Here is a 25,437-nt window from a genome sequence, read left to right as displayed (position 1 = left end):
GCGTAAATCATATACGCTATGCGTAAATGAATAAACGCGAAACGCCCGAGTGTTTTCCCTAGCCCTGGACTGCGTATATGCCTAGCAAACCCCTGAAGCCGCGCGCGCCCTCAACCGCGGCCAGCCCAGCACCCGACCGCCGCCAGCGCGTACAGGCGGCGGAAACCGGCATGGCGGTGCTCAAGGGTCTGGCGCGCCTGGGCGGGCGCGCCACGTTGACGGCGCTGGCGGCCCACGTACAGGAAAGCCCGGCCAAGGTGCACCGCTACCTGGCGAGCCTGATCGAACAAGAGCTGGTGCAGCAGGATGCCGGCACGCAACAGTACTACCTGGGCCTGCAGACGCTGCTGCTGGGCGTTGCGGCGATGCGCCAGGCCGACCCCATCCGCCTGGCCGAGCCCGCCCTGGCACGCCTGCGCGAATCGCTCGAAGTGACATGTTTTCTTGCCGTCATGGGCAATAAGGGGCCCACCATCGTGCGGTTCGAAGAGCCCGGCCTTCCGGTGACCTTGAACGTGCGGGTAGGGTCGGTGATGCCGTTGCTTTGGTCGGCCACGGGCCGGGTATTTCTGGCGCAACTCGATGAACCGGCGGTTCTGGCGCGCGCCCGGGCGGAACTGGACGCAGCGCAGCCCGACCAGCGCGCGCTGCTCGACAGCGCTGACCCCATCGGCACATTGCGCCGCGCCGTGCGCGCCGCGGGATGCGCCACGGTTCGCGACACCAACCTCAAGGGCATCAGCGCGGTGGCGGCGCCAGTGGCCGATTACACGGGCCGTACATGTGCGGTGCTGACGGCGCTGGGCGCGACGGGTGGTTTCGATGCATCGGCCGACGGGCCCATTGCGGCGGCGGTGCGCCGCGAAGCGCGCGCCATCAGCACGCTGCTGGGCCACCAGGACGATGTGCCTGCATCCGACGGCGCGTGAGCGGGCGGTTTAAAGTTCAATATATGAAACCTCGGTAGATACGCCTCCTTCCTCTGGCTGCACATCAGGCCTAACGTACCTGCAACCCGCATTCGCCCGGCGAACGCGCGGCAGATAACAACAGAGGAGAGAGACATGGTCGTATCCGAAGGTTTCCTGCGGCGCGCAGGAACGGTTTGCCTGGTGGCCTGCATGGCCCTGCTGGCGTATCCGGCCCAGGCGAAAGAGCGCTGGCGCGCATACACCTATAACGCGGTATCCACGGTGACAGCCGCCAAAGGCCTGAAGGGCCTGCTCGACGCCATCCAGGAAGAAACCGGGGGCGAACTGAGCATCCGGCTGAACCTGGGCGGCACCATACCGATAGCGGCGACCAACATCACCCAGGCCGTGTCCGACAACATCGTGCAGATGGGCGACGACGCCTTCTTCCTGGGCAGCGTGCCGGTGGGCGGAATCGTGCGGCTGCCCTTGTTCCTGCCCACGCGCGCGCAGTTCGAGCAGGCCTGGGGCATCGAAGAAAAATACCTGCGCGAGGAGTACGCCAAGAAGAACATTACGCTGCTTGGCCGCTATATCTTCCCTGAGAATGTGTTCTGGTCCAAGAAGAAGCTGACGTCGCTTGCCGACATCGAGGGTCAGAAGATCCGCGTCATTTCGCCGGAACAGGCCGAGTTCATCAAGCTGCTGGGCGGCATCCCGGTAACCCTGGGTACGTCCGAAGTGGCCGCGGCCATCGACCGTGGCGTCATCGACGGCGTGCTGACGGCCAGTTCAGGATACGGCTACGTATGGCGCGACCTGCTGACGCACAGCTACCGCATGAATGTCAGCTTCATCGATTCGCTGATTCTCGTGAATACGGACGCCTGGCAGGCCTTGAGCGCGGACACGCGCGCCAAAGTGCAGGCCCTGGTCGATGAACACACGCGCCGCATCACCGACGCCATGGCGGCCGAAGATGCCGACCTGACCCGTAAGCTGGCGGCAGAAGGGATGGTGATCACGGAGCCCAGCGCGGCCGAACTGGCTGAGGCCGAGCAGCGCATCAAGCCGTACTGGACGCAGTGGGGCCAGGAGCGGCCTGCTGTGCAGGAAGCCTTGCGGGAAGTTCGCCAGGCAGTGGGGCGCTGACCATGACGCCGGGCGATCAACTCATATATGGCGAGCCGCCCCGGGCCTTGCCGGATCCGGCGTGCCCGCAGCCTGACGCCGGGCAACCGCTTGCGGACCCCGCGGCCGGCCCGGACGGGGACGCGTTCAGCCCGCCCGAGGACATCACGGCGCGTTGGGGCCGATGGGCCGCCCAGGTGCTTGTGGTCGGGCTGGTGCTGTTGATGGGCGCGGAGATGGTGGTGCGCTCCGCCTTTGGCTGGTCGATCCAGTTCAGCAACGAGCTGGGCGGCTATGCGCTGGTGGCCATTACCTTTCTGTCGCTTGCCTCGGGCCAGCTGCTGCATGCCTACCACAGCGTGCATTTCGTCGAAAAGCGCCTTGGCCCGCGCGGGCGGGCGCGCCTGCGCCTGTTTTTCGACCTGCTGGCCACGGCGGTCACGCTGGTGCTGTTTGTGGAGCTGGCGCGGTTCGAGTGGCTGAGCTGGAAATCTGGCGACGTGGCGGCCACAACCCTGATGACGCCGCTGTGGATACCCCGGCTGGCCATGCCATTGGGCACGCTGGCCCTGTTGTGGGCGCTGTTGCGCGTGCTGGCGGGCGACGTGCGGCGCCTGCGGGCGCTGCCGCGCTGAACTCGCTTTCTCTCGGTTCTGATAGCGGAGGACGCCATGGGTGGCGAATACCTGATCGTCTTGATTTTTGCGCTTTTCATCGGCCTGCTGGCCACCGGCCTGGCGGTGCCGTATGCCATCCTGCTGCCGGGTGTGCTCTACCTGTACCTGGAAGGCGGCATAGGCGCGCTGCATGGGCTCGGCATAACGACCTGGGGCAGCATGGACGCCTACACACTGACCGCCATCCCGCTATTTGTGCTGATGGCCGAGGTGCTGCAGGGCAGTGGAGTGGGCATGCGCATGTACGGCGGGCTGTCGCGACTGGTGCGCCGCATACCGGGCGGGCTGCTGCAGACCAATATCGCGGGATGCGCCGTGTTCGCTGCCGTGAGCGGCTCCAGCATAGCCACTGCCGCCTCGATCGGGCAGGTGGCGCTGCCCGAACTGAAGGCGCGCAAATACGACGCCCGGCTGGCCACCGGCTCGCTGGCCGCGGGCGGCACGCTGGGCATACTGATACCCCCGTCCATCGCCATGATTGTGTACGCCACTTTTACCGAAACGTCGGTGGCCAAGCTGTTCATGGCGGGAGTCGTGCCCGGTATTGTGCTGACCTTGATGTTCATGTTGTATGTGGCGATCAAGGTAATGGTGCATCCCGAAATCGCGCCTGCCGAGACGGGCAGGCTGACATGGCAGATGGTGCTGCATTCCCTGGTGGACATCGTTCCGGTGCTGTTGCTTATCCTGGGCATCATGGGGGCCATCTATACCGGCATTGCCACGCCAACAGAGGCGGCAGCGGCCGGATGCCTGCTGGCCGTGGCGATCGCTGCCGTCTACGGAGACCTCTCCTGGGCCGAGTTCGCGGCCAGCCTGAAGCGGTCCACGCTGATGGTCAGCAATATCCTGTTCATCACGTACGCGGCTTTTGTTTTTTCGTACGCCATGAGTTATGCGGGGGTGGGCGAGGCGCTGACGGAATTCATCGTCGACATGAACCTGAGCAAGACGGGTTTTTTCATCGCGTTGCTCATCCTGTTCACTGCACTGGGCGCGCTGGTCGAAAGCCTGGGCATGATCGTGATCACGGTGCCGCTCCTGTACCCGCTGCTGGCCACTTATGGCATCGACCCCGTGTGGTTCGGCGTGGTGGTGGTGCTGTTCATTGAAATGGGCCAGATCACGCCGCCTATCGGCATCAACCTGTTCGTCATCCAGAGCATCGCGCGCGGGAATCTGTCGGACGTGGTGGTGGGCACCATCCCGTTTCACCTGCTGATGTTCCTGCTGTTGCTGATGCTGGTGGTCTGGCCCGAACTGGCGCTCTGGCTACCCAACCATATTTCTGGCAATTGACCCTACACAGGAGACACTATGTACGCAGCGCCGGAGCAACTGCAAGCCGAAGTATTCGCACGCATTCCCGAACATTACCTGGTGCGCGGCCGTGCCAGCGACTGGGCGCGCACGCAGCTGCATGGGGCGGCGGCGCCGGTGTTCCTGGAAGGCCCGTCCTTCGACCGCCAGGGCAACCTGTGGGTGGTGGACATTCCGTGGGGCCGGATCTTCCGCATCGATCCGCAGGGCAGGGTAGAGCTGGCGGCCGAATACGATGGCGAACCCAACGGCCTGAAGTTCCATCCGGACGGCCGCGCCTTCATTACCGACTATCGCAACGGGCTGATGGTGATGGATCCGGCCACGGGCCGCGTGGAGCCGTACCTGGAACGGGCGCGGCTGGAGCGTTTCAAGGGGTGCAACGACCTGTTCTTCGCTGCGAACGGCGATCTTTACTTCACCGACCAGGGGCAGTCGGGCCTGCACGATCCCAGCGGGCGGCTATACCGCCTGCGGGCTGGCGGGCAGCTGGACATTGTGCTGCAAGGCATCCCCAGCCCCAATGGACTGGTGATGAATCTGGATGAAACCGCGATCTATCTGGCCGTGACGCGGGCCAACGCCATCTGGCGCGTGCCGCTGATGGAAGATGGCACGGCAACGAAAGTCGGGGTATATATTCAGATGTCCGGCGGAGGCGGGCCGGATGGCATTGCGCTGGACGCCGAAGGCGGCCTGGCGGTGTGCCATGTGGGCTTTGGCGCGGTATGGGTGTTCAGCCCGCGCGGCGAGCCCCGGTATCGCATCGATGCGCCCGAAGGGTTGTACACCACCAACTGCGCCTATGGCGGCCCCGACGGACGCACGCTGTACATGATCGAATCGCGCACCGGCTGCGTGTTTACCGCAAGGCTGCCGGTCAAGGGAAAAACAATGTATTCGCACGTGCCCGCCTGACACAGAAGCGGGCGGCACGCGGAAAGAGGGGAGAGGAACAGCAGCATGGATCTCGAACACCTGGCACTGGAATTGCCTGTCCAGACCGCACCCGATCGCACCGGCACGCAGAGCCTGGGGCGCGGCATCAAGCTGATGCGCATGATCGCCACGCGCCCCGATTTCGGCTGGCGCCTGTCCGACCTGGCGGCCGCCTGTAAGCAGGACAAGGGCACCGTGCATCGCATGCTGGCGTGCCTGGTGGAAGAAAGGCTGGTGGTACAGCGCCCGGTCGACCGGCGTTACTTGCCGGGCCCCCTGATGTACGAGCTGGGCCTGGCGCTGCCTGGGCGCGTGCAGTTCCAGCGCCGCGCCGAATCGCTGCTGCAATCGTTCACGCGGCGCATGGGAGGCATCGCCTTGCTGCTGTTGCGCAGCGGCAGCGAGTACGTATGCAGTGTCAGGGCCGGAACCCTGCAATTGTCGGGGCTGATGGTGCAGGCGGGAACGCGCCGGCCTCTCTTTACGTCGGTGGGCGGGGTGGCCATTATCCAGACCCTGCCGCCCGAGGAAGCCCGCCAGGTGCTGCTGAGCAACGTGGCGCAGGAAATCGCCGGGCACGGCACCATGCGGCTGCACGGGCTGCAGAAAATGCAGGAACGTTCCGACCGGCATGGCTGGGGCGTCAACCTGGGCGATGTCGTGCAGGGCGTGCATGCGTTTGCCGTGCCGGTTCGAGACACAAGCGGCGGCGCCTTCGCGGCTGTCTGCCTGATCGGCACGCCCGAGCAATATGGCCAGGCCCGCCTGCCGGAATTGCACGAAGCGCTGCTCTCGATAGCAGGCGCCCTGGAGTCCGAAGCGCACAAGTTCAGTATATGAAATAGACGCCGAGGCTCCCGGTGGCGGCGCGCAAAAGCTCGCTTAAGGTTACGGCGTCGCCACTTTCACTAGAGCCAGCGCCGTGAACGTTCAATCCGCCATCAATCTGGAAGACATGCGCCGCATGGCGCGCCGCAAGTTGCCGCGCATCGCCTTTGATTTCATCGATGGCGGCGCGGACGGGGAACTGTGCCTGCAGCGCAACCGCGCCGCCTTCGAGCGCTATTGCCTGGTGCCGCGCTATCTGCGCGACGTTTCCCGGCGCGATCAGTCGGTGGAGCTGTTCGGGCGGCGCTACGCGAGCCCGATCGGCATTTCGCCCACGGGGCTGGCCGGGCTGTTTCGCCCTGATGCCGACCTGATGCTGGCGGCGGCCGCGCGCAGCGCCGATGTGCCGTTCCTGCTGTCCAGCGCCAGCAATGCGGCCTGGGAGGACGCCATCGCCATCGCGCCCGACCACGTATGGTTCCAGATGTATTGCACGCGCGACGAGCATATCAACGACGACCTGGTCCGCCGCGCCCGCGAGGCCCGCACCCGGGTGCTGGTGGTGTCGGTGGATGTGCCGGTCAACTCCAACCGCGAACGCAACCGGCGCAATGGCTTTTCGCGGCCATTCCGCATGACGGCCGGCGTGGTGCTGGAAGCGCTGGGGCATCCGGCCTGGGTGCTGCGCTATCTGCGCACGGGCGGGATTCCCATGATGCAGAACTGGAAACCCTACGCGAAAACGGGCGCCGATGCGGCCAGCGTCGCCGATCTCTATGGCACGTTGACGCCAGCGCCCATGATCACCTGGCAGCATATGCAGCGCATCCGCCAGAGCTGGACCGGCCCGCTGGTGATCAAAGGGCTGCTGCATCCTGATGATGCGCGTCAGGCGGCGCGCATGGGTGTGGACGGCATCGTTGTCTCGAACCACGGCGGACGCCAGCTCGACGCCGCGCCCGCGCCGCTGGACATGCTGCCGGCCATCCGCGAGGCCGTGGGCGACCGGATGACGCTGATCCTGGACAGCGGCGTGCGGCGGGGGTCGGATGTGGCCATCGCGCGCGCGCTGGGCGCGTCGTCGACAATTTTCGGCAGGCCGACACTGTATGCGGTAGCCGCGGGCGGCCAGGCCGGCGCCGAGCGGGCACTGCAGATCGTGCGCAACGAGCTGGACATGGTAATGACGCAGATCGGCTGCGAGTCGTACCAGGAGCTGGACGGCAGCTATCTGTGGGCCGCCGGCCACGGCATGAGCCAGCCGCAGGGCGAGTACGCGCGCCGGCTGGCATCCGCCTGAAGCCCTGTCGTCCGTCCGGATGTTGTTCGCATAATGTGTATTATGTAAAGTGACTATGATGCGGGGCTCATCCCGGCGGCATGGTCGTATTGGCTCTGTGGCCTGCTCCCCGCGTTCCAGCGGTGCGCGCCGCGGCGCTAGAACGCATACGACGCCATCAGCCCTGCGCTCCAGTTCCTGCCGGCGGCCGGTTCGAAGTACCGGCCGTTTCCTTCGTTGACGATCACCGAGCCGATGTACTCGCGATCGAACAGGTTGTCCACGCGGGCGTACGCATCCCACGTCCACGCCTCGCGCTGCCAGCGATAGCCGGCGGACACGGCCGCCACGAAGTAGCTGGCCGCCGCGTCGCTGTTGGCGTCGTCCACATATACCTTGCCCATATAGCGGCCTTCCAGCCCGGCCCGCCACCCCTGGGGCGGATTCCATTGCACGGCGCCGTAGAGCATCTGCCGGGCGATGCCGGGAATGCGGTTGCCGGCCCGGATGTCGGAGCCGGCAATGTCATCGCGATACCGCGCATCGATCCAGGTATAGGCAAGACTGCCCTGCCAGTCGCGCGCAAGCTGCCCGCTCCAGCCCAGTTCCAGCCCGTTTCGGCGCGTACGCCCGCCGTTGCGATATGAGGTTCGGCCGTTGATGCTGCCCGCCGAGACAATTTCGTTGCGGGTATCGGTATGGAACAGCGCAGCGGAAAACAGGCCGTCGGCCAGCTCTGTCTTGTAGCCGAGTTCGTAGTTATTGCTGATGGCAGGTTCCAGGCCCAGGTTCAACCCGGCCAGGCCGTCCGGGCGGTACGACACCTCGTTGGTCGTGGGCGTTTCAAACCCCTGGCCATACGACACGTACACCGAGCTCGACGGCGTGGGCGCATAGCGCAGCGATGCCGCCGGCAAGGCGCGGCGATAGCTGGCCCTGCCGCTGTCATCAGCGTTTCCGGGCTGCACGTAGTCATCGTCCGAATCCAGGCGTACGGTGCTGTACCGCAGCCCTGCGTCCGCTGTCCAGCGCGGCGCGAAGTTCCACGAAGCCTGCAGGTAGGGATCCAGGTTATAGACGCGGTTCGTTTCGTCGCGGCGCAGGCGCCCTTTTACGCCCAGCTCGGTGGGCGCGAGCGCCGGGCCGGTGAAGTTCTCGTAGCCTTTGCGATCTTCGTGCAGGCTGTCGTATGCCAGGCCCCCTACCAGCGTCAGCGGCTTGCCGGCCATCGCCAGGCGCGAAGTCCAGCGCAGGTCCACGCCGCCGTACTGGCGTTGCAGGCCTATGACGCCGCCCGCCTGCCCGGGGTTGAGCTGGACAGCAGGCGGTATCGACAGATACTGCGTCATGTCCCGCTGGCCGAAGTACGCCATGGCGCGCAGTTCGTGGTCCGCGCCGACCTGTCTTTCATACAGCAGGCCGCCCTGCGTCTGTCGCACACTCTTGCGGGTGTTGTACTGGCTCGCCTGCGGCGTGGCCTGGCGCGGATCCTGCTCGTACTGGTCGCGCGTCAGGCCCAGCGGATCCTGCGCTTTTACATCGACGCTGTTGACGATGACGGTCAGCCGGCTGTCATCGTCAAGCTGCATGCCGAGCTTGGCGTTGCCCAGGTTCTTGCGTGCGGCGCTGTGGTCGCGATAACCATCGGTGGTAAGCCGGTTGGCGCTGAGCACGTAATCCAGAGCATCGGTCGCCCCGCTGGCCTTGACGCCGTAGTGATACGTGGCATAGCTGCCCGCGGAGACCGCCGCCTGCATGCGGGGCGGCCGTTCGCCGTCTTCGGTGAATACCTGCACGACGCCGCCCGACGAATTGCCGTACAACGCGGAAAACGGGCCGCGCAGCACTTCGACGCGCGCCACCGACGCAATATCGATGTTGGACGTCTGGCCTTGCCCGTCCGGCATCGTGGCGGGTATGCCGTCGACATACAGGCGCACGCCGCGCACGCCGAACGTGGACCGCGCGCCGAATCCACGCATCGACAGCTGCAGATCCTGTGCGTAGTTCTGGCGGTCTTGTATCTGCAGACCGGGCACGCTGCCCAGTCCCTGGGCCAGGCTGATGCCGGGCGAGTTCCAGCGCAGTTCGTCGCCAGGCACCATGTTCACCGACGCAGGTGTGTCCAGCACAGACGTGCTGTAGTGGATGCTGGTGACGATGACCGGCTCAAGCATCGGCGCGGCGTCGGGTGCCGGCGCCGCGCGCGGCCCTGCCAGGGGCGCAATCGCGCCCAGCGTCGACAGCAGGCCAATGACGGCGCAGCGCAAGGCCGGCGCCTACTGGACGCGGGCCGCGGCCGCGTGCCGCGCGCTTGCCGCTGTCGGCCGCTCCGTGGGCGTCACCCGCCATATCGTGTTCGACAAGTCGTCGGCCACGATCAGCGCGCCTTGCGGGTCCACCGTTACGCCCACGGGGCGGCCGCGCGTGGTGCCGTCGCTATCGCGAAAGCCCGCCACGAAGTCTATGGGCGTGCCCGACGGCCGGCCGTCCTGGAACGGTACGAACACGACCTTGTAGCCCACGGGTTCGCTGCGATTCCAGCTGCCATGCTCACCGACGAAAACACCGTCGGTGAACTGGCCGCCCATGGCCTGGTTCGAAAAGGCGACGCCCAGCGCGGCCACGTGCGCGCCCAGCGCGTAGTCCGGCTTGACCGCCGCGGCGACTTTATCGGGATCCTGCGGGCGGACGCGGTCGTCCACATTCTGGCCCCAGTAGCTATACGGCCAGCCGTAGAAGGCGCCTTCCTGGACGGCCGTAAGGTAGTCGGGCACCAGGTCGCCGCCGATCTCGTCGCGTTCGTTCACGACCGCCCACAGCTGGCCCGTGCCCGGCTGTATGGCCAGTGCCGTGGGGTTGCGCAGCCCGGTGGCGTAGGTCTTGTATTCGCCGGTGCGGGCGTTGATGCGCCATATGCGGGCGCGGTCGGCTTCCGCGGTCATGCCGCGTTCGGTGATGTTGCTGTTGGACCCGATGCCGACATACAGATATTGCCCGTCCGCGCTTGCGGCCAGCGCCTTGGTCCAGTGGTGGTTTATCTCGGACGGCAGCGGAGTTACCGTGTCGGGCGGCCCGCTGGCCTTGGTTTGCCCCGGCTGGTAGTCGAACCGCACCAGCGCGTCCTGGTTGGCCACATAAAGATCATTGCCCACCAGCGCCAGCCCGTACGGCGCGTTCAGCCCTTCGGCGAAAGTGGACTGCTCGTACGTGCCGTCGCCGTCGGGGTCGCTGAGCAGGGTGAGCCGGTTGCCGCCCTTTACCGAACTGGTGCCCTTGGCCTTGATAATGCCCGCGATCACGTCTTTGGGCTTGAGTTTGGCGGCATTGCCCCCCCTGCCCTCGGCCACCAGGATGTCGCCGTTGGGAAGCAGCAGCGTCTGGCGCGGAATCTTCAGATCTGTGGCAATGGCGGTAATGGTGTACCCATGCGGCACGGTGGGCTTTTTGCCGTCCCACGGCGCGGGCTCGGCGATCACCATGTCGGGCAGCAGCCCCTGCCGGGGTGCAGGCAGTTCGGGATCCGGCCCCACCTGCGACGGTCCGATCTGCGCGTGGCATAGGCCTGCGGCGGCAATGAGCGGCACGAATGCGAAGATGCGTCGTGTGATCATGCGGCACCTCGGATGTGCGGGGTGCGAAAGCCCAGCCACAGCGCGGCGCAGGCCAGTATGGTGGCAACGGCCGACAGCACCAGGCCGGTCGGCATGCTGCCCCAGGCGTCGCGCGCATGAATCAGCGCGCTGAAAAACCCCACGACCCAGGTCACGACCAGTACCACGGCGTACGGAACGATGCCGCGTGCGCGTTGGCTGGCCATGAACAGCCCGGCAATCGCAAAGGCCAGCGCCACGCCTGCGAACACCAGGGCCCCGGCCAGCAGCCATGAGGCAAAGTTGTTCCACTGGATCTGGAAGGTATTGGCATAGGCAAGATCCGCCAGGGTTGCGCCCAGAAACAAAGGCAGCATGCCGGCCAGGAACAAGGCATGCAGCGGATGCACCGTAAGTACATAGCGTGGTTCGACGATCAGGGGCACGAGGCAGTCTCCTTTCTGGCGGCGCCGGCGGCGGGTCGCCTGCCGGCAGCAAGAACGGTGCCCGCCCATCGTATCGCGCCCTTCGCGGGCCCGTGAATTGCGGGGCTGGCCGCGCACTCCCCCGCCAATCTGCGATCAAGGAGGCCACGATGGCAAAGTGCGATTCCTGCGGAAACGAATACGACAAGAGTTTCGAAATCAGAATATCCGGAAAAACTTACACGTTCGATAGTTTCGAGTGCGCGATCCGCACGGTAGCGCCGGTGTGCGAGCATTGCGACGTGCGCATTATCGGCCATGGCCTGGAGCGTGAAGGACGCATGTTCTGCTGCGCGCATTGCGCCAGCGAGCAAGGCGTGCCCGAACTGCGCGACCGGTCCGGGTGAGCGTTTCGCGGGGCCGGAAAGTCTGCTACAAACACGTCCAGCGGGCGGCGCGCCAAGCTGCGCACGACCCCCCTGCCCCTTTCCCGGAGACCCTGGCCAGATGAAGCTCTATTACTATCCCGGCAACGCCAGCATGGCGCCACACTGTCTGCTTGAAGAAATCGGGCAGCCGTTCGAGCTATCGCTGGTAGACCGGGCGCGCAATGCGCACAAGGCGCCCGATTACCTGGGGCTGAACCCCAATGGGCTGATACCCGTGCTGGCCGATGGCGATCTCGTGCTCTACGAATCGGCCGCAATCTGCCTGCATCTGGCCGACCGCTATCCGGATGCCCGCCTTGCGCCGCCCCTGGGCACGGACGCGCGCGCGCAATGCTACAAATGGCTGATGTGGTGCACGAACACGGTGCAGGCCACTGCCCTGCTCTACTTCTATCCCGAGCGGTGGGTCGAAGCCGGCAACACCGAAGGCGCGGCGCAGGTCAAGGCGCATGCCGAAACGAAAATCAACGGTCTGCTGGACCAGATCGACAACCACCTGGCGGGCGTCGAAGGCCCCTGGTTCCTGGGTGAGCAATACTCCGTGCTGGACCCTTACGTGATGATGCTGTGCCGCTGGACGCGCGGGTTTCCCCGGCCGGCGCGCGACTTGCCGCATATCGGGCCCTACCTGCAGCGCGTGCTGGCCCGGCCCGCCGTACAGCGCGCATTGCAAACCGAAGGCCTGGCGCCGCCCGTGGTGTAGGGCTGCGGCGTACGTGGCGGCCGCCCGCCGGGCAGGCGCGCCACGTTTCACCCGACGGCGATCATCTCCGGCATGAAGACCGCACGCAGGCAGTTATCCTGCTTGTGCTTGAACATGGCATAGCCTTCGGCGCCCTGGTCCAGCGACATGGGGTGCGTCAGCAGGAACGACGGATCGAACCGGCCTTCGCGGATGTGCTCGAATAACTGCGGCACATAGCGCTGCCCAGCCTGCTGGCCGGAACGCACCGTCAACGCCTTGTTCACGATGGCGCCCATGGGGAATTTATCCATGAAGCCGCCGTACACGCCCATGACCGAGACCGTGCCGCCCTTGCGGCAGGCGCGTATGGCCTGACGGAGCGCGACGCCGCGGTCGTTGTGCATGAAGGTTTGCTGCTTGACGTAGTCGTACCAGTACTGGGGGCCGTCGCCATGGGCCTCCATGCCGACACAGTCGATGCAGCGATCGGGCCCGCGGCCGCCGGTCATTTCCAGCAGGGCCTCATGCACGTCGGTTTCATCGTAGTTGATCACTTCGGCCTTGCAGCGGGCGCTGGCCAGTCGCAGCCGTTCGGGCAGGCGATCGATGGCGATCACGCGCTCTGCGCCCATCAGGTAGGCCGAGCAGATGGCCATCAGCCCCACCCCGCCGCAGCCCCATACGGCCACGATGTCGCCTGGTTCGATGGAGGCGAGGTCCGCGCCCATATAGCCCGTGGGCACGGCGTCTGATACGAACACGGCCTGATCGTCGCGCACGCCGTCGGGTATCTTGAAAGCGTTGACCTCGCCGTACGGCACCCGTATGTATTCGGCATGGCTGCCGGCGTAACCGCCGAACGCGTGGCTGTACCCGAGGATGCCGGCGCAGGCATGGCCGTACGCCAGTTCAGTCATGTGGGGTTTGGCGTTGGTGTTGTCGCAGCACGAGAATGCCTGGCGCAGGCAGTGCTCGCATGCGCCGCACGCCAGGATGGATACCACCACCACCCTGTCGCCCTTCTGCAGTGCCGTGACGGCGCTGCCCGTGTCGACGATTTCGCCCAGGAACTCATGGCCCAGCACATCGCCGGGCTTGAGCGCGGGCACGTAGCCGCTGATCAGGTGCAGATCGGAACCGCACACGGAAGACATGCCTACCTTGACCAGAATATCCCTGGGGTTCAGGATCGCCGGGTCGGGGACCCGTTCTATGCCCAGTTCGTTGGTGCCCTGCCAGCAAAGCGCGCGCATCTGAAATCTCCCTATTGTGGGCGCGACTGCGCCACGGTGGTTTCGCCGGTTTCCATCAATTGTTTCAGCCGCCGGAGGTCGTCAGCCATCTGGTTATGCGGCGTCTCGGGCAGCAGCATGCGGCTGGCCAGCCGGCCCGCATGGCCGTATGGGGGCTGATAGGCGATTTCGGCCCGCACTTCGGTGCCGCGGTTGCCCGGCGCATCGCGAAATTCCACCCACCCTGCGTTGGGCACGTCCGCGTCTGCTTCCGATTCCCAGGCGATACGCTCGTTCTCGCGATCGTCGGTCACGTACGAGATCCATTGAACGGTTCGGCCCATGGGGGTCTTCACCGTCCAGCAGGAACGCTGCGGGCTCAGCACGTCAATGTGCCGCACGTGTTTCATGAAGGCCGGCAGGTTGGTGAAGTCGCGCCAGAAGCGGTAGAGCTCATCGCGCGGCCGGCCGATGGTGACGGCGTACTCCGTTACAGTGGCGGCGTGCCATCCCCGCGAGCCGGCCACCTGTTGTTCATAGGGCGAAGACTGCACGGCGCGCTTGACCAGGCTATGTCCCGTGGCGGCGCGGCAGAACAGGCCCAGCGCGGTGGCGGTGGCCAATGTGGCGCCGGCGCCGCGATGCCGCGATCCCCATGCCAACAGAAGCAGGCCTGCCATCCCTGACACGATGCGGCCGCCGGGCGTTACGTTCGCACCTTTTTCGCGCCTGGCGTGGGCCGGCGCATCATTGATCCAGCCGTTGCGTGACGCGACGCCGGATGCGTCTGCGTCAAAAGTGGCGTTGTCCGGCCAGTTGATCTCGCCCATAGCGGCTCCTGTGTGTGAGAGTTCGGCCGCTTGCGCGGGGTCGCCACGCTGCGGCGGATGGCTGCCGCGAACGCAGCAATCGCCATGCCGGCCGCGTCGCGGCGTCGGCATGCGGCAACAAGCTGCGCGCGTACTTTCCCGCGGGCGGCAGGAACGGGGATTGCTTGCCCAGAGGCTTTTCGGGAGGCCACCTATGGGCACTATCAACAACCTTTGGGACAACGCCGGCGTGCCGCTGGACCGCCAGCGCTTTACCTGGCGCGACATGGTCGGCAAGCCGATCAGCAAATTGGACGATGATGCGTTTACCCGTATTCGCATCATTCTGCTCAACGGGCTGGAAACCGATGCGTTGCGGCTCAAACACATTGCCGCGCGCTTCAATGGCCCGCTGCGCGTGCCGCTGGCCCAGCTGCGACGCGTGGAGCAGCACCAGGCCACCATGATCAACTGGCTGCTTTCCGCGGATCATTCGCCCCTGGAAACCACCATTGCGTACGAGCAGGTCGCCATCGAGGTGACGGCGGCCGTCGCCCAGGCCGAGCCCGACCCCTACCAGGCGCAGGGCTATCGCTTCGGGCTGCTTGAAGATTTTGACCACCTGTATCGCTACAGCGCCATGCTGGACCGCCTGGAAGGCAAGGACGCCAACAACATCCTGCAGGGGTACACCGATATCGTGCCGGGCCGCCCCACGGTCGACGAGCACCGCGCGCCGGAAGACGATGTCAGGCGCAGCTATCAGCGCGAGCAGGCCAGCCTGCTGACCAAGATGCACGCCACGCTGATCACCGCGGCCGAATACCAGACTCACGACTACTACATGAACATCGGGCCCCTGTTTGCCGATCCGTTGGCGCGACAGCTGTACGCAGAAATCGCGTCGGTCGAAGAGCAGCATGTGACGCAGTACGGCTCATTGCAAGACCCCGAAGAATCCTTACTGGAAAAGCTGCTGATCCACGAGGCGACCGAGGTCTATACGTACTACAGCTGTGTGGAGCAGGAAACCAACCCCAGGATCAAGGCGATCTGGGAACGTTTCCTGGACTACGAGCTGGGCCACCTGGCGGTGGTGAAATCGCTGTTCAAACAGCATGAACGGCGCGACCCGGAGGAAGTACTGGGCACGGTGATCCCCGCTACGCTGAGTTTCGCGCCGCAGCGCGACTTCATCCGCACCGTGCTGGCCAATGAAGTATCGCTGCGCACCAATGGCACCGCCTACGTGCCGGCGGACCAGGAAAGCGAGGCCTCGATCGAGATGCGCCGCACCCTGAACGCCGCAGGCTCGCCCAGCAGCATCGTATCGGCGGGCTATCAATGGACTCCGGGCACCGAGCTCAATCGCCCCGGCAACCGACCCTGATCGAGGACGTTATGGAAAACACTGTGAAAACTGGCATGAATCGCACCGGCATGCAGATGGCGCCGCTACAGGGGCCGACGCAAGTCAAGTTCGCGGCCCAGCAAGGCCCTGCGCCCGGCGGGCCAGAAGCGGCGCTTGCCGAACGTGTCGCATACGCCCGTGAGGCCGACCGCGTGGGCTCGGTGCCGATTCCGGGAACCGGCAAGGGCCTCGTGACCACGGCCGCCAGCAAAATCACCGGCAACAACCCCGAGGTGCTGATCGACAAGCTGGGCCAGCGCCTGGCGTACGAACGGTCGGGCACCCGCCTGTATGAGGCGGCGTTGGTCAAGGTGCAAGACGACCTGGACGAGCGCATGACGCAATTGCGTGTGGACCTGATGGCGATCCGCAACGAGGAAGAGGCTCACTTCCATATGCTGGCCGAAGTGATTGAAAGCCTGGGCGCCGATCCTACCGCCCAGACCCCGGGGGCAGATGTCAGCGGCGTGGCGGCCATGGGGCTCATCCAGGTGATCACCGACCCGCGCACCTCTGTGCCGCAGTGCCTGGAGGCGCTGCTGACCGCGGAACTCACGGACCATGCGTCGTGGGAATTGCTGGTCGACCTTGCCCAGCAGCAGGGGCACGATGACATGGCGGCGCGATTCACCGATGCCTTGACGGCCGAGGCGCGCCACACGGCCGTCATCCAGCAATGGCTGCGGGATTGCCTGGCCCGCGAAGCCACCTGAGGACGAACGGCCTGGCGGCATTCCCGGGTGGCGGGAATGCCGTCGCGTCTGCCCGAATATGAATTTCCGTGTGCCTTTGCATGAGGAACCCCGCATGAGCCCCACCCGACCCCCAGATCGTCCCGATGCCGCTGATAGCGACCACGGCGTTGAACCATCCACCGAAAGCCAGACCGATATTGCACATCGCGTGCAGCAAGGTATCAGCGATGCCAACAAGCGCGACCACCGCAAGGATGACGCGCCGCCCGACCGTCGCAAATCCGGCGAGTACGACGGCAATCCCAACCCCGAGCCGGCTGCCGAAGACGGGGTGTCCAGGCCTGCCGACGACACGCCGGCCGTGCTGCCGACGCGGTCGGGCCCGCGCGAGCCATGAAAGAGCCAGCCCAGGGCCATGACACCGCCGCGCGGCGCAGCCCCGCCTGGGGCGGTTACCTGTTGGGCTTCGGCATGGGCGGCTTCTTTGATGGCATCCTGCTGCACCAGGTCCTGCAGTGGCACCATCTGCTGTCGGCATACCAGGCCGGCCCTTTGGGGGATCTGCGCGTGCAGGTCATGGCAGACGGCATCTTCCATGTGCTGATGTATGTCGTGGCCATGGCCGGGCTATGGGTGTTGTACCGCGCGCGGCGCGCGGGGCCGCCATCCCGCCGGAGGCTGCTGGCCGCGTTTCTGGTCGGATTCGGCATATGGCATGTCGTGGACGCCGTACTGTCTCACTGGCTTGCCGGCATACACCGGATCCGCATGGACGTTCCAAACCCGCTGCCCTGGGATCTGGGCTGGCTGTTGGTCTTCGGACTGCTCCCGCTGTTTGCCGGGCTGTGGTTGCGGCGCCGCGCCGATCCGCCCGGCGGCGGGCAAGGTGGCGGCCATGGTATGGCCCTGCTGCTTGCCGCGGCCGTAGTGACGGGGGCAGTGTTCAACCTGGTGCCGCTGCGCAAGGCGCCCGCTGATACGACGGTTGTGGTGCTGCGCCCCGGCGCCGCGGCAGCCGGGCTTTTTACGGCGCTTGCCAACACGGGCGCAGCGATAATCTGGGCCGATGCGGGCGGCGGCGTGTGGGTATTGCATGGTGTGCCGCTCGGCCAGCGCCTGTCGCTGTATGGCGCGGGTGCCATGTATGTCAGCGGCGGCGCCGTTCCTGCCGGCTGCGCGGCATGGTTGACGCCACAGGTCGCGCAGGCGCCCACTTAGACGCGCGCCGACGGATCAGGAGCCGGCCGGATGGGAAGTGATAATTGACAACAGCCCGGCGACTACCGATACTCACCGGGACTTTCGCGCGCCAGTCCGCGCATCTTCCGGAGACAACAATGCAGAACAAGAGTATCGGTATGCTGGCGCGGTCCGCGCTATTGGCCGCAACGCTGCTGGGCGGCGCCGCAACCGCCTGGATGCCCGCCGCGACGGCGGCCACGGCCGCCGAGATTTCGCGCGATGCCACACAGGCCTTGAAAGAACTGACCCAGCAAGAACCCAAGGCCCGCACGCTGGCCGAGAAGGCCACGGCCGTACTGGTGTTTCCCAAGATCGTGAAGGCGGGCATGCTGATCGGCGGCGAAGGCGGCGAAGGCGCGCTGATCAAGAATGGCGCCGTACAGGGTTACTACAACCTCGGCGCCGTGTCATTCGGCCTGCAGGCAGGCATCCAGACGTTCGGCTACGCCCTGTTCTTCATGAACGAGCAGGCACTGCAATACCTTGACCGCAGCGATGGCTGGTCCATCGGCGCCGGCCCGTCCGTGGTCGTCGTGGACAAGGGCATTGCCGCCAGCCTGACCAGCACGACGCTCACGCAAGACGTGTATGCCATTCCATTCGGCCAGAAAGGCCTGATGGCGGGCGTGGGGCTGGAAGGCTCGAAAATCACGCGCATCAATCCCAACTGAGTTCCGCACGGCCCGGCGTCCGCGGCGAGGCGTGCGGCTGCCCAAGGGTGTCTGACACCTTCGGAGTCAGACACCGTGCCACCGCCCGGTGCATCAATCCTAACTGAGCTCCGCACGGCCCCGGCGTCCGCGACGGCCTGGGTGTCTGACACCTTCGGAGTCAGACACCGTGCCACCGCCCGGTGCATCAATCCTAACTGAGCTCCGTACGGCCCCGGCGTCCGCTGCGGCCTGGGTGTCTGACACCTTCGGAGTCAGACACCGTGCCACCGCCCGGTGCATCAATCCTACTGAGCTCCGCACGGCCCCGGCGTCCGCGGCGGCCTGGGTGTCTGACTCCGAAGGTGTCAGACACCGCCCTGATGAAGGCACGTCCGATGGTGCGGGATACTCGCCAGGCACCTTGCGCATTTACAAAAACAGCGACTGCAGCGATTGGCGCTGTTGCGGCGTCAGGATGGGCCCGTGGCCCGCGAGCAGGTTGTCGCTTTGCCGATCCGGCCGGCTGGTGGCCGGAATGACTGCGGTGACGGCCGGATGGCTGAGCGCAAACCGCAGGAACGCCTGCGCCCACGACGTGATCCCCGCCTCGGCCGCCCACGGCGGCAGGGGCTTGCCGGCGACCTGCCGGAACAGGCGTCCGTCGTCGAATGCGCGGTTGACCAGCACCGCCACCCCCATCTGCTGGGCCATCGGGAACAAGCGGGATTCGGCTGCCGTGGAAATCACCGAATAATTGATCTGCAGAAAATCGGGCTTGCCCTCTTGCACTGCGGCGGCGAGCTCGTCATGCCCGCCTTCGTGGTAGTGCGTCAGGCCCGAGTAGCGTACCCTGCCCTGCGCCTTGAGTTCGTTGATCAGGGCAAGTTGCGTGCGCCAGTCGATCAGGTTGTGCGCCTGCAGCAGCTCGACGTGTGTGGTTTTCAGGCGCTGCAACGATTGCTCGAACTGCGCCAGCCCGGCATCGCGGCCCGTCGCGCCGATCTTGGTGCAAATGAACGCGCGTTCGCGCAACTCGAGCTCGGTCAGCAGGTCGCCCAGCACTGTTTCCGCCCGCCCGTAGCTGGGGGCGGTATCGATCAGGGTACCGCCGCCGCTGAAGAACCGCTGCAGTACCTCTCGAATCGGCGCCCGCTCCGATGCTTCGCTGCCTACATTGAAGCTGTCGGCGGTGCCCATGCCGATGACGGGTACTTGCTGCCCCGTGGCCGGGATAGCGCGGGTCTGCATGGCGGGGCGCGCGGACGTGGCTGCGCGGGCGCGCGGCAATTGTGTGGCCAGGATCAGGGCGGGCGCCCCGGCAAGAAGGCGGCGGCGGGTCAGCATAACGCGGGCTCGTGTGGCGTATGACTGTTTATTCTTGACCGGATCGCCGCGCGCCGCAACCGTCCGCAAGCCCGGGCCTGGCCCGGGCAATCGCGCATCCACCCTGCCAGCGCGCTCAATCCGCGGGCTCGCGCACGATCGGGCAAGTCATGCAGTGACCGCCGCCCCGCCCTCGTCCGAGCTCGGCGCCCACGAACGTAACCACCTCGATGCCCGCCTTGCGCAACTGCGTATTGGTGTAGACGTTGCGGTCGTACGCCAGTACCACCCCGGGGGCAATGCACACAAGGTTGGCCCCGCTGTCCCACTGCGTGCGCTCGCGCATGTAGGCGTTGCCGCCGGTTTCCACCACGCGCATCCGGGGCACGCCCAGGGCCTGGCCGATCACTTCCGGCAGCGTCCCTTCTTCCTTGCGCAGATCGAGCTGGCCCGGGCGGTCGCCGGGCCGGTATGAAAACGCCTTGATTCCGTTGACGATGTCCGGGTACACCAGCAGGCAGTCGCGGTCCGCGAATGTCAGCACTGTATCCAGATGCATGGCCGCGCGCAGCTTGGGCATGGCGGCCACAATGACACGGTCGGCGGCGTCGCGCTCGAAGAGCGCGGCCGCAAGCTGGCTTATCGCCTGCCGCGAGGTGCGTTCGCTCATGCCGATCAGCACGGTGCGGTTGCCGATGGGCATGACGTCACCGCCTTCCAGGGTGGCCAGGCCGTGATCCCGTGTGGGGTCGCCCCACCATACGTTGACCTTGCCGGCAAAGTCGGGGTGGAACTTGTAGATGGCCGAGGTCAGAATGGTTTCTTCGTGGCGCGCCGGCCAGTACAGCGCGTTGAGCGTGACGCCCCCATAGATCCAGCAGGTGGTGTCGCGCGTATACAGCGTGTTGGGCAGCGGCGGCAGCAGATACTCGGTGACGCCGGCGGCTTCCCTGATCAGTTCCAGCCGCTGCCCGCCGATCGACTCGGGAAACTCTTCGGTAGACAGGCCGCCTATCAGGGTTTCGGCAAGCTGCCGCGGCGGCAGTTCGTCCAGGTAGGCGCGTATTTCATCAAGCAGCTCCAACCCGACCTGGTTGGCCACCACCTGGTTGTCCAGTATCCACTTGCGGGCCTCGGGTAACGCCACCGTTTCGGCCAGCAGATTGTGCATTTCCAGGACTTCGACGCCGCGGTCGCGCATTTTCGTCATGAAGTCGAAATGGTCGCGCTTTGCGTTGTCTACCCACATCACATCGTCGAACAACAGCGCATCACAATTGGAAGGGGTCAGCCGCTGGTGCGCGCGGCCCGGCGCGCACACCATCACCTTGCGCAATTGTCCGACTTCGGAATGAACGCCAAATTCTGAATGGTCTGCCATGATCAGCTCCTGCAGGTTAAATCGCGATCCATCCGCGCACGAGTCCGACAATGGCGGCTATGCAGCCCGCCCATGCCGCAACAAAGACGAGTAGTTCAAAGCGGGTGAACAGACGCCGTCGTTGTTCCCGGCGCGCCCAGTAATACAGCACCGAGCCCGGCGCATACAGCAGCGCCGACAACAACACGAACTTCATGCCGCCCGCGTAAACCATGAAGGCCGTGTAAAGCGCCGCGATAGCGGCAATCACCAGGTCGCGCTGCCGCGCCTTGCCGTCCTCATAGGTCTCGCCCCGCCGGGCCAGCATGAAGCCGTAGCCCGCCACCAGGAAGTACGGAATCAGCGACATGGCGCTGGTCAGGCTCAACATCAGCGCGAAGGCGTCCGTGGACCAGTAGGTGCTGATGACGAACAACTGCACGATGATGTTGGTCAGCCACAAGGCCGCCGACGGCACGCCGTTTTTGTTCTCGCGGGCAAAAATCCGCGGCATGTCATCATTGTTCGACGCCGCATGCAGGACTTCCGCGCAGATCAGCGACCAGGCCAGGTACGCCCCCAGCACTGAAATGAGCAGGCCCGCGCTGATGAACACGGCGCCCCACGGCCCCACCACCGCGGCGAGCACGCCCGCCATGGACGGCTGCCGCAGCGCGGCGATATCGGCCTGTTCCATCACGGCGTAGGGCAATAGCGACACCAGCACCATCAGGAACAGCGCCGACACGAAGCCGATCAGCGTCGCCACCCCTACATGCGAGCGTTGCGAGGCATAGCGGGAATAGACGCTTGCGCCTTCGATGCCAAGGAAGACAAATACCGTCACGAGCATGGTCAGGCGTACCTGCTCGAACAGGCTGGGGCCATCCGGCGCCTGCACGCCCCAGAGGTTGGCGCGGAACAGATCAAGCTTGAATGCAACGAACAGCACGACGATGAACAGCAGAATAGGTATGACCTTGGCCACCGTGACCACTGCGTTGATGAACGCCGCCTGTTGCACGCCCCGCAGGATCAGGAAGTGAAACAGCCAGATTCCCGCGGATGCCGTTGCGATCGCGATCACGGTGTTGCCGTCGCCGAATATCGGAAAAAATGCGCCCAGCGTGGACTTGATCAGCACCCAGTACGACACGTTGCCGATGCAGCTGCCTATCCAGTAGCCGAAGGCGGACAGGAATCCCAGGTAGTCGCCGAAGCCGGCCTTGGCATAGGCGAACACCCCGGCATCCAGGCGGGGCTTGCGTTCGGCGAGCGTCTGGAAGACCCTGGCCAGCGTGTACATTCCTGATCCGGCGATGGCCCAGGCAATGATGGCTCCGATAACGCCCGTCGCCCCGCCGAAGGTGCGCGGCAAGGAAAATATGCCCGCGCCTATCATCGAGCCCACCACCATGGCGGTCAGGGCCATCAGGCCCAGTTTCTTCTCGGTGCTGTGTTCCATTGTTCACCTCGGCTCAAAAGGTTCCCGCAGCGGACCGCGCCCGCCCTGTCCGGCGCACGGACCGCCATGGCGCTTCATCTGGGTATTGCTTGGTCTACTCGCTCCAGCAGATAGCTGTAGAAGGGGTTGGATGTCAGGCGCGCCAGCGTGTCCATGCCGATCACGAACGCGCCCACCTCGCCGCGTATCGACATGGCCCCCAGGCTGACGCCGTATTCTTCAATGTTGTCGGGGTGCTGCCCGTACAGCGTGTCGCTGGTGGGAAACGGCAGCGCCACGTGCGACAGCGAGTAGATCTCGCGCGGATAGTGCAGATCCAGCGGCCGGTCGGTAAAGCCGGCCGCGCCGGCCTGCGTCACCCGCTCGATCATGCGGCTGGACGATTCATTCTCGTTGGTGATCAGGGTCAGCCGGTAATTGCGCTGGCCGCCCGGCAGCGTGCCGGCAATCGCCCATTCCATGCCCCGGCGGAATAATGGCCCCAGCTTGGTGGCGCGGTTCAGGTCGAACAGCACCAGCTCGCTGCCATTGGCGGGCAGGCGCGCGTAAAGCGCATTGATCAACGCGCGCGTGCTCACCGTAAAGTCCAGCACCGAGTGAAAGGTGATGATGGGAGCAAGCCTTTCCAGGCTGCCGTCGCGCTGCCTGGCCGCCAGTTCGCTTTGCAGCTCGCGTGTCAGCTCATAGGATTGCCGCGCCGCATTGATGGGAAACGAGTTGTACTTGAACGGATTGAATTCCGGCACGACGCTCAGCCAGGCGGCCTTGGCAAACGCCGGCAGCAGCGCGGGCAGACCGGCCAGGCCGGCGAACCGCGCAAAGCGGGTGATGCCGATCATGGGAGAAATCAGCACCAGCCTGTCGGGCCGCGCCAGCGCGTCGTCGTCCAGGGCATCCAACGCGTACATCAGCGCCAGCGCGCCGCCATTGGAAAATCCCACGATGTGCAGCGGCCGGGGCGCAGGCGCCTGGCGGCGGGCCTCCCGCACCGCCAGGCGGGTGGCGGCGGCCCAGTCTTCCCAGTGAGTGTCGGTCAGGGATGCGGGAACGGTGCCGTGGCCGGGCAGCCGGATGGCCACCACCACATAGCCCACGGCCCGGTAATGCGCTGCGATATGCCGCAAGCTGTATGGCGAATCCGTCAGGCCATGCAGCATCACCACAGCCCCCGCCGGCTCGCCATCGGGCGTCATGACATACGAACGGTTCCAGTCGCGCGGGAAATGGTTGGGATTGACGCCTGCGCCTTCGAAATAGCGGTTGCTGTCGACCTGGTCGTGCGCGTCGAGCCCGGCGCTGACATGCTGGCGCACCAGCGCGAACAGGCGCTGTTCGTGGGCAAGGTATTGCTGCCAGGACGTCAGGTCCAACTCCGCCGCGCGCAGTTCGTCGGGCACGTAGGTATGCCATGGCGCAAGCGGTGGCCCCTGTTGGATGGCATAAATGCGCAGTCCCAGAAGCAGCACCAGCACGGCTGCCAGTGCGATTGCGGTGATTCTGGCCCAGGCCTTCAGCTTAGCGACCACGCCCCGCCCCCTTCGCGCCGGAGGTTCGGTGGAGCCCTGCCGGCTGCCCCGCGTGGGCGAGGCTGCGCCGGGCAGGTGGCCTACCCCCGGCGCGCCCGCGCCGCCGCAACGCGCCTGGACGGCCCGCCGTGCGGCCGTGCGGCAGACAGCGTCGTGCCGCGTAGCCCAACAGTCGGCGCCATCGGTGCTTGCATGGAAGCGCTCCGGCAAAATGTCGACGCACAGGCCAGCCTGCAACTAGCGCGGGTCTGCCCCCAGTCACTGCCCCGACGACTTACGTCGCAAGACTCAGTGACAGTTACAACGGTTTTAGTATCGTTGTGTGAAATACGCAAGCTTATGGGGGGTTTTATTCAAACAAACGTTACGTTTGCGGGCGGTGTCTCCGCCTGGCCGGCATGTCGCGGCCATGACGCGCCGCTGTACACTAACGCACCTTTTTGTCGATTACAGGAAGCTCGTCCCTATGCGACTGTTGATTGCCCTGCTTCTGCCCTGGCTGGGCTTTTTCACCATTGGCCGGCCCATTGCCGGCATTGTGTGCCTGATTCTGCAGATCACACTGATCGGCTGGATTCCCGCGGCGATATGGGCCGTCTACGCGCTCAGCCAGTACAACACCGACAAGAAAATCAAAGAGGCCATGCAGTCCCGCTAGGCCTGGCGTGGTCTGCGCCCCGCGCTAGTCTTCGGATGCGCGGGGGCGGCCTTCTCCATATAAGTCTTCATCGTCCTGCACGTCACCGAATTTTCCGTGGCGCGCATCCCGGTAGCCGTCGCTGCGATCCTGTCGCGCACCTGGCGCGACGCCATACCCCCGGTTGAAACCCTCGCCTTCATAGTTGCCGCTTTCGGCGCCAGCTTCGTACGGCTCTGCCTCGGCCCCCGTGCCGCTGCCATGCGTGCCCGGATGCGGGGCTTGCGAGGTTGCCAGGCCCGGCGGGCTGCTGGAGCTGTCTTGCCGGCGGCCGGTATCTGCGGGCGCCGGGGAACTCCCCTGCTCTTGGGCGCGCTCACGATCTCCGGAAAGTTCGTGCTCGTTGCGGGCATCGGGCGCGGCCCCCACGCCATTGTTGCCTTCGGCCGGACCCAGGTCGCTATGCGGCACCTGCGCGCCTTCCGAAAGGGGCGAGACGTGGCGCCCGCGGGGGTGGTCGGGGGTGGGGTTATTGCTGTGTGGCATGCGTGTCTCCTTATTGCGCCGCCGGCGCGGGCGCTAGAGGGTTGGTGGACGCAAGGCTTGTGCCGGGGCGGTGTCTGGCACGGCCATCGGCGGGCGTGGGGTGTCTGACACCCTGCGGGAGTCAGACACCGATCAGCGGCGGGCGTGGAACGGGTGTGGGTGTCTGACTCCGAAGTGAAGTGACCCCACAAAGTTGGACGGTTTTGACCGTTATGTGGCCAGGAGCTGAGTTCTGTATTGCACGGGGCTCAGCCCGTTGAGTTTAAGCTTGATGCGCTCGTGATTGTAGTAATGGATATAT

At 65.4% G+C, this 25,437-nt stretch carries 26 protein-coding genes; 15 read left to right on the top strand and 11 right to left on the bottom strand.

Annotated elements, in window-relative coordinates:
• The first annotated feature begins 77 nt into the window (after positions 1-77).
• The 7 genes from CAL18_RS07030 to CAL18_RS07000 all read left to right on the top strand — a co-directional run bounded on the left by CAL18_RS07030 (position 78) and on the right by CAL18_RS07000 (position 7,106).
• On the top strand, positions 78-929 hold the full coding sequence (locus tag CAL18_RS07030; RefSeq protein ID WP_094817593.1) for an IclR family transcriptional regulator: 852 nt from the start codon (positions 78-80) through the stop codon (positions 927-929).
• Between the two features lie 135 nt (positions 930-1,064).
• A complete protein-coding gene (gene dctP, locus CAL18_RS07025; protein ID WP_094817592.1) occupies positions 1,065-2,063 on the top strand; it encodes a TRAP transporter substrate-binding protein DctP in 999 nt (332 codons plus the stop codon).
• Between the two features lie 2 nt (positions 2,064-2,065).
• Positions 2,066-2,677, top strand: coding sequence for a TRAP transporter small permease (locus CAL18_RS07020; protein WP_094817591.1), 612 nt, complete (start codon positions 2,066-2,068; stop codon positions 2,675-2,677).
• A gap of 36 nt (positions 2,678-2,713) precedes the next feature.
• Positions 2,714-4,018: a TRAP transporter large permease gene (locus CAL18_RS07015; RefSeq protein WP_094817590.1), complete on the top strand. Its 1,305-nt coding sequence runs from the start codon at positions 2,714-2,716 to the stop codon at positions 4,016-4,018.
• 18 nt (positions 4,019-4,036) lie between these two features.
• Complete coding sequence (locus CAL18_RS07010; protein ID WP_094817589.1) at positions 4,037-4,957, top strand: SMP-30/gluconolactonase/LRE family protein; 921 nt, start codon at positions 4,037-4,039, stop codon at positions 4,955-4,957.
• 45 nt (positions 4,958-5,002) lie between these two features.
• Positions 5,003-5,818 (top strand): IclR family transcriptional regulator, encoded by an 816-nt coding sequence (locus CAL18_RS07005; protein WP_094817588.1) that lies wholly within the window; start codon positions 5,003-5,005, stop codon positions 5,816-5,818.
• 82 nt (positions 5,819-5,900) lie between these two features.
• Complete coding sequence (locus CAL18_RS07000; RefSeq protein ID WP_170940300.1) at positions 5,901-7,106, top strand: alpha-hydroxy acid oxidase; 1,206 nt, start codon at positions 5,901-5,903, stop codon at positions 7,104-7,106.
• 137 nt (positions 7,107-7,243) lie between these two features.
• Here the strand turns inward: CAL18_RS07000 and CAL18_RS06995 are convergent, their stop codons facing one another.
• The 3 genes from CAL18_RS06995 to CAL18_RS06985 are packed head-to-tail and all read right to left on the bottom strand — an operon-like array spanning position 7,244 to position 11,124.
• Positions 7,244-9,355, bottom strand: coding sequence for a TonB-dependent receptor family protein (locus CAL18_RS06995; protein ID WP_432759135.1), 2,112 nt, complete (start codon positions 9,353-9,355; stop codon positions 7,244-7,246).
• 9 nt (positions 9,356-9,364) lie between these two features.
• The gene (locus tag CAL18_RS06990; protein ID WP_094817587.1) at positions 9,365-10,699 is read right to left on the bottom strand and encodes a PQQ-dependent sugar dehydrogenase; all 1,335 of its coding nucleotides are present in this window, start codon (positions 10,697-10,699) and stop codon (positions 9,365-9,367) included.
• The gene (locus CAL18_RS06985) at positions 10,696-11,124 is read right to left on the bottom strand and encodes a DUF2231 domain-containing protein (protein WP_094817586.1); all 429 of its coding nucleotides are present in this window, start codon (positions 11,122-11,124) and stop codon (positions 10,696-10,698) included. Before CAL18_RS06985 ends, CAL18_RS06990 begins: the two co-directional genes overlap by 4 nt.
• Before the next feature lie 149 nt (positions 11,125-11,273).
• Here CAL18_RS06985 and CAL18_RS06980 point away from each other — a divergent pair, with 149 nt between their 5' ends.
• Together CAL18_RS06980 and CAL18_RS06975 are read left to right on the top strand one after the other, a co-directional pair.
• On the top strand, positions 11,274-11,510 hold the full coding sequence (locus tag CAL18_RS06980) for a hypothetical protein (RefSeq protein ID WP_026638554.1): 237 nt from the start codon (positions 11,274-11,276) through the stop codon (positions 11,508-11,510).
• Between the two features lie 100 nt (positions 11,511-11,610).
• Entirely contained in the window at positions 11,611-12,255 is a 645-nt protein-coding gene (locus CAL18_RS06975) for a glutathione S-transferase family protein (protein WP_026638553.1), read from the top strand.
• Between the two features lie 47 nt (positions 12,256-12,302).
• Here CAL18_RS06975 and CAL18_RS06970 read toward each other — a convergent pair whose 3' ends face one another.
• Together CAL18_RS06970 and CAL18_RS06965 are read right to left on the bottom strand one after the other, a co-directional pair.
• Positions 12,303-13,490, bottom strand: coding sequence for a zinc-dependent alcohol dehydrogenase (locus CAL18_RS06970; RefSeq protein ID WP_094817585.1), 1,188 nt, complete (start codon positions 13,488-13,490; stop codon positions 12,303-12,305).
• Positions 13,491-13,501: 11 nt separating this feature from the next.
• A complete protein-coding gene (locus CAL18_RS06965) occupies positions 13,502-14,299 on the bottom strand; it encodes an SRPBCC family protein (RefSeq protein ID WP_212589926.1) in 798 nt (265 codons plus the stop codon).
• A gap of 193 nt (positions 14,300-14,492) precedes the next feature.
• On the opposite strand from CAL18_RS06965, the gene CAL18_RS06960 reads away from it, so the two are divergent.
• The 5 genes from CAL18_RS06960 to CAL18_RS06940 all read left to right on the top strand — a co-directional run bounded on the left by CAL18_RS06960 (position 14,493) and on the right by CAL18_RS06940 (position 18,297).
• On the top strand, positions 14,493-15,668 hold the full coding sequence (locus CAL18_RS06960; RefSeq protein WP_094817584.1) for a hypothetical protein: 1,176 nt from the start codon (positions 14,493-14,495) through the stop codon (positions 15,666-15,668).
• Between the two features lie 35 nt (positions 15,669-15,703).
• Entirely contained in the window at positions 15,704-16,402 is a 699-nt protein-coding gene (locus tag CAL18_RS06955) for a ferritin-like domain-containing protein (RefSeq protein ID WP_249276277.1), read from the top strand.
• Between the two features lie 94 nt (positions 16,403-16,496).
• The gene (locus CAL18_RS06950; protein WP_026638548.1) at positions 16,497-16,781 is read left to right on the top strand and encodes a hypothetical protein; all 285 of its coding nucleotides are present in this window, start codon (positions 16,497-16,499) and stop codon (positions 16,779-16,781) included.
• Positions 16,778-17,602: a DUF2243 domain-containing protein gene (locus CAL18_RS06945; protein WP_094817583.1), complete on the top strand. Its 825-nt coding sequence runs from the start codon at positions 16,778-16,780 to the stop codon at positions 17,600-17,602. The genes CAL18_RS06950 and CAL18_RS06945 overlap by 4 nt, the downstream gene beginning before the upstream one ends.
• A 119-nt stretch (positions 17,603-17,721) precedes the next feature.
• Entirely contained in the window at positions 17,722-18,297 is a 576-nt protein-coding gene (locus tag CAL18_RS06940; RefSeq protein WP_094796546.1) for a YSC84-related protein, read from the top strand.
• Positions 18,298-18,708: 411 nt separating this feature from the next.
• Here CAL18_RS06940 and CAL18_RS06935 read toward each other — a convergent pair whose 3' ends face one another.
• The 4 genes from CAL18_RS06935 to CAL18_RS06920 form a co-directional block, all read right to left on the bottom strand.
• Positions 18,709-19,623, bottom strand: a complete 915-nt coding sequence (locus CAL18_RS06935) for an aldo/keto reductase (protein ID WP_094817582.1) — start codon at positions 19,621-19,623, stop codon at positions 18,709-18,711.
• Positions 19,624-19,738: 115 nt separating this feature from the next.
• On the bottom strand, positions 19,739-20,983 hold the full coding sequence (arcA, locus tag CAL18_RS06930; RefSeq protein WP_094796544.1) for an arginine deiminase: 1,245 nt from the start codon (positions 20,981-20,983) through the stop codon (positions 19,739-19,741).
• A gap of 16 nt (positions 20,984-20,999) precedes the next feature.
• On the bottom strand, positions 21,000-22,427 hold the full coding sequence (locus tag CAL18_RS06925; protein WP_026638544.1) for a basic amino acid/polyamine antiporter: 1,428 nt from the start codon (positions 22,425-22,427) through the stop codon (positions 21,000-21,002).
• A 74-nt stretch (positions 22,428-22,501) separates the two neighbouring features.
• Positions 22,502-23,953, bottom strand: coding sequence for an alpha/beta hydrolase (locus CAL18_RS06920; protein WP_094817709.1), 1,452 nt, complete (start codon positions 23,951-23,953; stop codon positions 22,502-22,504).
• Between the two features lie 466 nt (positions 23,954-24,419).
• Between CAL18_RS06920 and CAL18_RS06915 the strand changes: the two genes are divergently transcribed.
• Positions 24,420-24,611 (top strand): YqaE/Pmp3 family membrane protein, encoded by a 192-nt coding sequence (locus CAL18_RS06915; RefSeq protein WP_026638542.1) that lies wholly within the window; start codon positions 24,420-24,422, stop codon positions 24,609-24,611.
• 24 nt (positions 24,612-24,635) lie between these two features.
• On the opposite strand, the gene CAL18_RS06910 is transcribed toward CAL18_RS06915, so the two are convergent.
• Both CAL18_RS06910 and CAL18_RS06905 read right to left on the bottom strand, forming a co-directional pair.
• The gene (locus tag CAL18_RS06910; protein WP_094817581.1) at positions 24,636-25,136 is read right to left on the bottom strand and encodes a hypothetical protein; all 501 of its coding nucleotides are present in this window, start codon (positions 25,134-25,136) and stop codon (positions 24,636-24,638) included.
• A gap of 210 nt (positions 25,137-25,346) precedes the next feature.
• Positions 25,347-25,437 (bottom strand): IS3 family transposase (locus CAL18_RS06905; RefSeq protein WP_141217736.1); only part of this gene is annotated, 91 nt, incomplete at its 5' end.

The sequence above is a fragment of the Bordetella genomosp. 7 genome (assembly GCF_002261415.1).
GTDB lineage: Bacteria > Pseudomonadota > Gammaproteobacteria > Burkholderiales > Burkholderiaceae_B > Bordetella_A.
This window is presented reverse-complemented; position numbering and strand designations above follow the sequence as displayed.